General features: G+C 66.8%; 7 protein-coding genes. 1 reads left to right on the top strand and 6 read right to left on the bottom strand.

Annotation, left to right across the window (positions count from 1 at the left end):
• On the bottom strand, positions 1-650 hold a 650-nt coding region (locus AAF184_24095), incomplete at its 3' end, for an AraC family ligand binding domain-containing protein (GenBank protein ID MEO0425437.1).
• Between the two features lie 104 nt (positions 651-754).
• Between AAF184_24095 and AAF184_24090 the strand changes: the two genes are divergently transcribed.
• Positions 755-1,501, top strand: a complete 747-nt coding sequence (locus AAF184_24090; protein ID MEO0425436.1) for a nuclear transport factor 2 family protein — start codon at positions 755-757, stop codon at positions 1,499-1,501.
• A gap of 24 nt (positions 1,502-1,525) precedes the next feature.
• On the opposite strand, the gene AAF184_24085 is transcribed toward AAF184_24090, so the two are convergent.
• The 5 genes from AAF184_24085 to AAF184_24065 form a co-directional block, all read right to left on the bottom strand.
• Positions 1,526-2,572, bottom strand: coding sequence for a hypothetical protein (locus AAF184_24085; protein ID MEO0425435.1), 1,047 nt, complete (start codon positions 2,570-2,572; stop codon positions 1,526-1,528).
• Positions 2,573-2,733: 161 nt separating this feature from the next.
• Positions 2,734-3,897, bottom strand: a complete 1,164-nt coding sequence (locus AAF184_24080) for a 3-phosphoglycerate dehydrogenase family protein (protein MEO0425434.1) — start codon at positions 3,895-3,897, stop codon at positions 2,734-2,736.
• Between the two features lie 16 nt (positions 3,898-3,913).
• The gene (serC, locus tag AAF184_24075) at positions 3,914-4,999 is read right to left on the bottom strand and encodes a 3-phosphoserine/phosphohydroxythreonine transaminase (protein MEO0425433.1); all 1,086 of its coding nucleotides are present in this window, start codon (positions 4,997-4,999) and stop codon (positions 3,914-3,916) included.
• A 26-nt stretch (positions 5,000-5,025) separates the two neighbouring features.
• Positions 5,026-5,868 (bottom strand): cobalamin-binding protein, encoded by an 843-nt coding sequence (locus AAF184_24070; GenBank protein ID MEO0425432.1) that lies wholly within the window; start codon positions 5,866-5,868, stop codon positions 5,026-5,028.
• Between the two features lie 5 nt (positions 5,869-5,873).
• Positions 5,874-6,377, bottom strand: a complete 504-nt coding sequence (locus AAF184_24065) for a RidA family protein (protein MEO0425431.1) — start codon at positions 6,375-6,377, stop codon at positions 5,874-5,876.
• Positions 6,378-6,518 lie beyond the last annotated feature (141 nt).

Below are 6,518 nucleotides of genomic sequence, written 5' to 3'. Positions count from 1 at the left end.
GTTAGGGTGCGACTGCTGCAGCCGAGGCGCGCGGCACGCCGCGAGAGGGACTCGCGCACGTCAGGCAAACCGGCCACGTCTTCGCGGAAGGCGAGGTAGAGCGTGCCGTAGGGGCCCGCGGGGAGAGGATCGGGCGCCGTCAGGCCGAGGGCGATCGTGAGGAGATCGATGATCGCACGTTGCGCCGGGAGTCGATCCTCCGCCCGCCTCATCGAGGAGTGTTGCGTGATCTCCGCCAGATGGTTGGCCGCATGCAGTGCCTCGTCACTTGCCTCGCGCACACGGGACCCCACCGCCCGCGACACGGGCACCAGGGGCAAGTGGGGGGCGAGGATCAGCCAAGCGTCGTAGGTCGCGTCCGCGGCCCACTGGTGGATCTGGCCCGGTTGGATGTGCAACACCACGCCTCGGCCCATGGGGACGATCTCGCCGTCCACCGCATGCCGTCCCACGCCGCCATGGCAGACGATGATCAAATGAAAATCGAGCCGCTCCGGTTGGGTGAGGAGGGCGTGCGGTACGCGGTCGAAAAGCGCCTCACGGGCCAGGATTTCGAGCTGTGTGCCCGTCCCCGGCGGTGACCAACTCAGCTCCCGCAGTGGCGATTTCCAATCCTTATCAGGGGCTGATGGAGGGATGTTGAGGGTCATCTGTCCATTTTTGACCCTACGCTGACCCAAGTACACCTTTTCGCCCGCTTGGCCACCGTGGTCGACTAGCGGCCTGTCTTCGTACACCGCGCCAGGACCCGCCCATGAACCGCAAGCTCGACCACGCCCGCCGCCTCTACATCGAGGGCATTCGCGACGGCCACCCTGTGGAGGCGATCACCGCCTACACGGGCGATCGCTACACCCAGCACAGCACGGGCGTCGCCGACGGCCGCGAGGGCTTCATCGCCTTCTTCACCGAGTTCCTCGAGCGCAACCCCGAGCGCCATATCGAGATCCCGCGGGGTTGGAGCGATGGGCAGTACGTGTTCCTCCACGCGTACCAGAAGATGGGCGATACGCAGTGGGTGACGACCGACTTCTTCGATACGGACGCCGATGACAAGATCATCGAACACTGGGACGTGATCACCGCATTCACCGGCCCGGGGGTGACGGGGCGCACGCAGGTAGACGGACCTACGGAAACCGTTGATCACCACCTCACCGACGCGAACAAGGCGACGGTAAGGGCGCTGTTGGCGGACATGATCGCGAAGCCCGACGCGACGGCCGCTGAGCTCGCCACCTACCTGGCGCTTGATCTCAAGCAGCACAACCCGCAGCTCGCGGACGGCATCGACGCCTTCATCACCCGCCCCCTGCGCTACGAAGAGATCGTGCTCTGCGTGGGCGAGGGCAACTTCGTCGCCACCTTGTGCAAGGCGGCTCAAGGTGATCAGGCGATGTGCCAGGCCGACATCTTCCGGCTGGACGGCGGGAAGATCGTCGAGCACTGGGACAACGGCGAGCCGGTGCCCGCCGAGGACGTCAACGGCGGCAAGTTCTAGCTAGGCGCGGGCAGCCGGCGGCGTCTATGGCGTCGCATGAGGCCACGCCGAGCGCGGCAGAGGTGAGGGCAGGGGAGGCACCTCCAGCTTCGGCGGCTCCTTGAACAGGGAGATCATGCAGATCAGCACGATCGGCACCTGCGACATCACCATATGCCAAAGCGGTGTCTTAGGTAACGCCAGGGCGAGGCCCACCGCCCCGCCCGCGACCGCAATACTCACGCACAGCGGCCACAGGCGTTGACCGACGACGCGCCAGCGGGCCCGCCGATGGGTGCTGTGAAACTCGCGCGGGTCGCAGGCGAAGGTGTGGCGACAGTGCGCGACGGCCTCATCCAATCGCAGCTCCAGCACCCGGGTCCGGTCGGGCTCGCGCAACGGGGGACGTACGCCGCCCAGCCATGCCCCACTGCCTTCGGCGCGCTTCAAGGGCCGCCAGCTGGCGTCCAGCACGGCGAAGAAGTCCTGCGGCAAGGCGAGCTTGCGGGCGTCCATCGGCACCAGCGTCAGGGGGTAGACGACGCCGCCGCGCTCCCGTGTGATGCCGAGGGAGAGGTCGTCGAACACCGCGTTCGCCGAGGCGAGCGACGGCAAGGGCGAGTCATCGTCCAGCGATACCTGGTAGCTGCGGGTGAGCATGATGTCGTCGCGGCAGACGATCTGCCGTTCCGGTGGCATCGCGCGCAGATGGCCGAGCATCGTCTCGAGTTCCTTGCCCTCGACGGTCATCGTCGCCGTCGTGTTCGCGTCTTTCACCATGAGCGTACGGATCAGCCGACGGGGTCGGCCGAAGACGGGCAGTTCGAGGCGCAGGGAGGCGATCAGCGGGGGATGCGTCTCGCTGCCCTCGATCTGCGTTGGCTTGAAGGTGAGGATGCGGCGAGCCCGGTCGCTGCGGTCCAGATCCAGCGCCTCGCCCGCCCGCGTGAAGGGCGGCATCAACGCCATGATGTCGTGATGGGTCAGGGGCGGTGGCGGACGGTTCGCCGAGGGCTGATTGGTCGGCTTGGCCGGTTCGCGGCGCGGGCGTGGCGGCGCCGGGGTGGAGGGGGTCGGGACGTTAGCAGACATGGGTGTCGCCGCACGGGTTCGAGCACACCCCTCGATGATCCGGTGTCAGGGCCGGCTTGTCGAGGGGCTGACGCGCGTGCGCTAGGGCCACGTCGGCCGATACGCGAATCGATGGATGAGCGCCAGCCTAACCGGCGCCCATCCCGTCGGCGGGTGCGGGCCTAGAGCACTCGCAGGCTCAACACCCCGGGCACCGCCGACAGCGCGCTCAACAGCGACTCGGTCAGCTCCCCGTCCACGTCCATGATCGTGCAGGCGATCTGGTCACGAGATTCGTTGACCATGCGCACGATGTTGACCCGCGCCTCACCCAGGTGATGGGAGAGTTGGCCGACCATGTCCGGCTGGTTCTGATTGACTACCGCCAGTCGACGCTCGGTGCCACGGGGCAGGGAGATGCTGGGGAAGTTCACGGCGTTGCGCACGTTGCCGTGTTCGAGGTAGTCGCGCAGTTGCTGGGCCACCATCACCGCGCAGTTGCTCTCGGCTTCCGAGGTGGAGGCGCCGAGGTGCGGCAGGGCGACTACGCGCGGGTGCCCATTGAGGGCGAGCGTCGGGAAGTCGCAGACGTACGCGTACAGGCGCCCGTCGTCGAGGGCGCGCAGCGCGGCCTCGTCGTCCACGATGCCCTGGCGGGCGAAGTTGAGTACCACGGCGCCCTTCTTCATGCGCTGCAGTCGCGCGTTGTTCAGCAGGTGGCGGGTGGAGGGCAGCAAGGGGACGTGGAAGGTGATGAAGTCGGCCGCAGCGACTACCTCATCCACGCTGCCCGCTTGCTCCACCTGAGCGGAGAGCTGCCAAGCGCGTTCCACAGTGATGGTGGGATCGTGGCCGATCACGCGCATGCCGAGGGCGAGGGCGGCGTTCGCTACCTGCACGCCGATGGCGCCAAGACCGACGATGCCGAGTGTGCGCCCGGGCAACTCGAAGCCGGCGAACTGCTTCTTGCCAGCCTCCACCGCGCGGTGGAGCACGTCATCGTCGCCGTCGAGGCCGCGGGCGTAGTCCCAGGCGGGGCAGATGTTGCGACAGGCGAGCAACATGCCGGCGATCACGAGTTCCTTTACCGCATTCGCATTCGCACCGGGCGCGTTGAAGACGGGGATGCCGCGCGCCGTGAGCGCCTCCACGGGGATGTTGTTCACGCCCGCCCCAGCACGTGCTACGGCCTTTAAGGACGCGGGCAACTCCATGTCGTGCATCTTGGTGGAGCGAACGAGGATGCCGTCCGGTTGAGAGATCTCCGTGCCGATCTCGTAGCGATCCTGCGGTAACTCGGCGAGGCCCGTAGCGGCGATGTTGTTGAGCTTGAGTATCTTGTACATGGTGTTATTGAGTTTCTTAGCCGTGGCGGCGTTCAAAGTCCTGCATGTAGGCAACGAGGGCATCGACGCCGTCCTGGGGCATGGCGTTGTAGAGGCTGGCGCGCATGCCGCCGACGGAGCGATGTCCCTTGAGGGAGGACAGGCCGGCTTCTTCGGCGCCGGCGAGGAAGGCGCCGTCCAACTCGGCGTCGGGCAGGGTGAAGGGCACGTTCATCCAGGAGCGGCAGTCCGCGGCGACGGGGCTGCGGTAGAAGTCGCTGCCATCGATGGCGCCGTAGAGGGTCTGCGCTTTGCGTTCGTTGACGCGGGCCATGGTGTCGAGACCACCTTGCGCCTTGAGCCACTGGAACACGAGGCCCGCGAGGTACCAGGCGTAGGTGGGCGGCGTGTTGGCCATGGAATCGGCCTTCGCGTGGGTGGCGTAGTTCAGCATCGCCGGGGTGCTGGCACGCGCGCGATCGAGAAGATCCTCACGCACGATCACCAGCGTCAGGCCCGCCGGACCGATGTTCTTCTGAGCGCCGGCGTAGATCAGGCCGAAGCGCGAGACGTCGATGGGGCGGGAGAGGAGCGTCGAGGACATGTCCACGACCAGCGGTGCGTCGCTCACCTCAGGCACCCAATGGAATTCGACACCGCCGATGGTCTCGTTGGGCGTGTAGTGAAGGTACGCAGCGTCCTGACGCACCTGCCATTGATCGGGGGCGGGGATGCGGTCGTACTGCGTGTCCTTGCTGGAGGCGACCACTTGCACGTCGCCGTAGCGGCCAGCCTCCTTGATGGCCTTCGCTGACCAGGACCCGGTGTCCACATAGTCGGCCCGGCTGCTCGCGTCCGGCAGCAGGTTCAGGGGCACCATGGCAAACTGGGCGGTGGCGCCGCCCTGGAGGAAGAGCACCTTGTAGTGCTCGGGGATGGCGAGCAGTTCGCGCAGATCGGCCTCGGCCGCTTGGGCGATGGACAAAAAGGCCTTGCTGCGATGGCTCAGTTCCATGACGGAAGCGCCGGCGTCCTGCCATTCGAGCAGTTCGTCACGGGCGCGCTCGAGCACGGCCTGGGGCAGCGCGGCGGGACCGGCGCTGAAATTGTAGATGCGACTCATGGGGGACTCGGGGGGGGTTGGGGGGATTACCCGTTGGTGGTGGCGCCTGGGTCTTCTGCCCAGTGTCGAATGATGTCGGCCAGGGCGCGCACGCCATCGGTCAGGGCGGCGGGCCCGGGTTGCAGGATGATCGCCGATTTCACCTCGTACAGGTGGCCGCGGCGGACCGCCGGAATCTGTGCGTAACCGGGACGCTCGGCCACCCGTTCGGGGCGGAATTTCTTGCCGCACCAGGAGCCGATGATGATGTCCGGCGCGGCGTCGATGATCTCCTGATGGGCGGCGATGATACGGTCTTTTCCGAGCGGTTTCTCGGCCAAATCGATGAAAACGTTGTCAGCTCCCGCGAGCTGGATCAGGTCTGACACCCACCTGATGGCAGCGATAGGTGGCTCATCCCACTCTTCGAAGTAGACGCGGGGGCGTCGGGGCAGTTCCCGGGCCTGCATGGCGATCTCCTCCAGGCCCGTTTCCAGGTCTCGAACCAGGCCCTGGGCGCGCGCGTGGCAGCCGACCAAACCGCCGAGCACGGTGATCATGTCGAGGATTTGCTCAACGCTGCGGTGGTTGAACACGTGGACAGCGATGCCGGCGCGGATGAGGTCGGCGGCGATGTCCGCCTGCAGGTCCGAGAAGCCCAGCACCAGGTCGGGTTCCAGCGCGAGGATCTTGTCGATCTTCGCACTGGTGAAGGCGGACACCTTCGGCTTCTCCCGACGCGCTTGCGGCGGGCGCACGGTGAAGCCTGAGATGCCCACGATGCGGTCCTGCTCGCCGAGCAGATACAGGGTCTCGGTGGTCTCCTCGGTCAGGCACACGATCCGCTGCGGGTAGCGCTCGCCGGCGGTGGGCGAGGCGGGCGCGCTCATCGGGCCTAGTCGTCGGTCGCCAGCGGTCGGGCGAGGATCACTTCGATCTCCACCAGCATGCCGTCGCCGGCGAGGCCCGCCACCTGCACGGCGGAACGGGCGGGCAGGTTCGGTTGCGCTTCGGTGCCGAAGTACTGCGTGTAAGCCTCCATGAAGCCGCCGAAGTCCATGCGACCGCCCTTCTCATCGTCACCGACCAGGAACACGGTCATCTTGATCACGTCGCCGAAGCCGAGGCCGAGGGCCGTGAGCGATTGCTCCATGCGGGAGAAGACGCTCATCGCCTGGGTCTTGGTATCGCCCCAGAACGCGCGCGAACCGCGTTCAGCGCTCGGGTCGGCGGGCGCCGGGACCAGGCCGCTGTGGTGAATCAGGGTGGTGCCAGGGGGCGTCTCGACGGCCAAGGCGATGGGGAACGGGTTATCGTTGGGCAGCGGGTAGCGTTGGATGCTGGGCGCGTTGGCGCTGGCCTCCTCGTGGTGGGCGGCGTTGGCCGCGGGGAAGCTCAGGACGCAGGCAGCGATCAGTGACAGCAGAAGACAGCACCGGTGATTCACGTTGTATTCCTCCAGCGACGAGTGGTTACCCTTAGGTCTAACAGCCGGGCCACGCGCCCGGGCCGACAGCACTCAAGTGTCCTGTCCGGCTAG

The organism is Pseudomonadota bacterium (genome assembly GCA_039815145.1).
Classification (GTDB): domain Bacteria; phylum Pseudomonadota; class Gammaproteobacteria; order Steroidobacterales; family JBCBZW01; genus JBCBZW01.
This window is presented reverse-complemented; position numbering and strand designations above follow the sequence as displayed.

Bases quoted from the DNA above. Each gene is read 5' to 3' on its own strand.
- AAF184_24090 (MEO0425436.1), top strand. From the start codon at position 755: ATGAACCGCAAGCTCGACCACGCCCGCCGCCTCTACATCGAGGGCATT.
- AAF184_24085 (MEO0425435.1), bottom strand. From the start codon at position 2,572: ATGTCTGCTAACGTCCCGACCCCCTCCACCCCGGCGCCGCCACGCCCG.
- AAF184_24080 (MEO0425434.1), bottom strand. From the start codon at position 3,897: ATGTACAAGATACTCAAGCTCAACAACATCGCCGCTACGGGCCTCGCC.
- serC (MEO0425433.1), bottom strand. From the start codon at position 4,999: ATGAGTCGCATCTACAATTTCAGCGCCGGTCCCGCCGCGCTGCCCCAG.
- AAF184_24070 (MEO0425432.1), bottom strand. From the start codon at position 5,868: ATGAGCGCGCCCGCCTCGCCCACCGCCGGCGAGCGCTACCCGCAGCGG.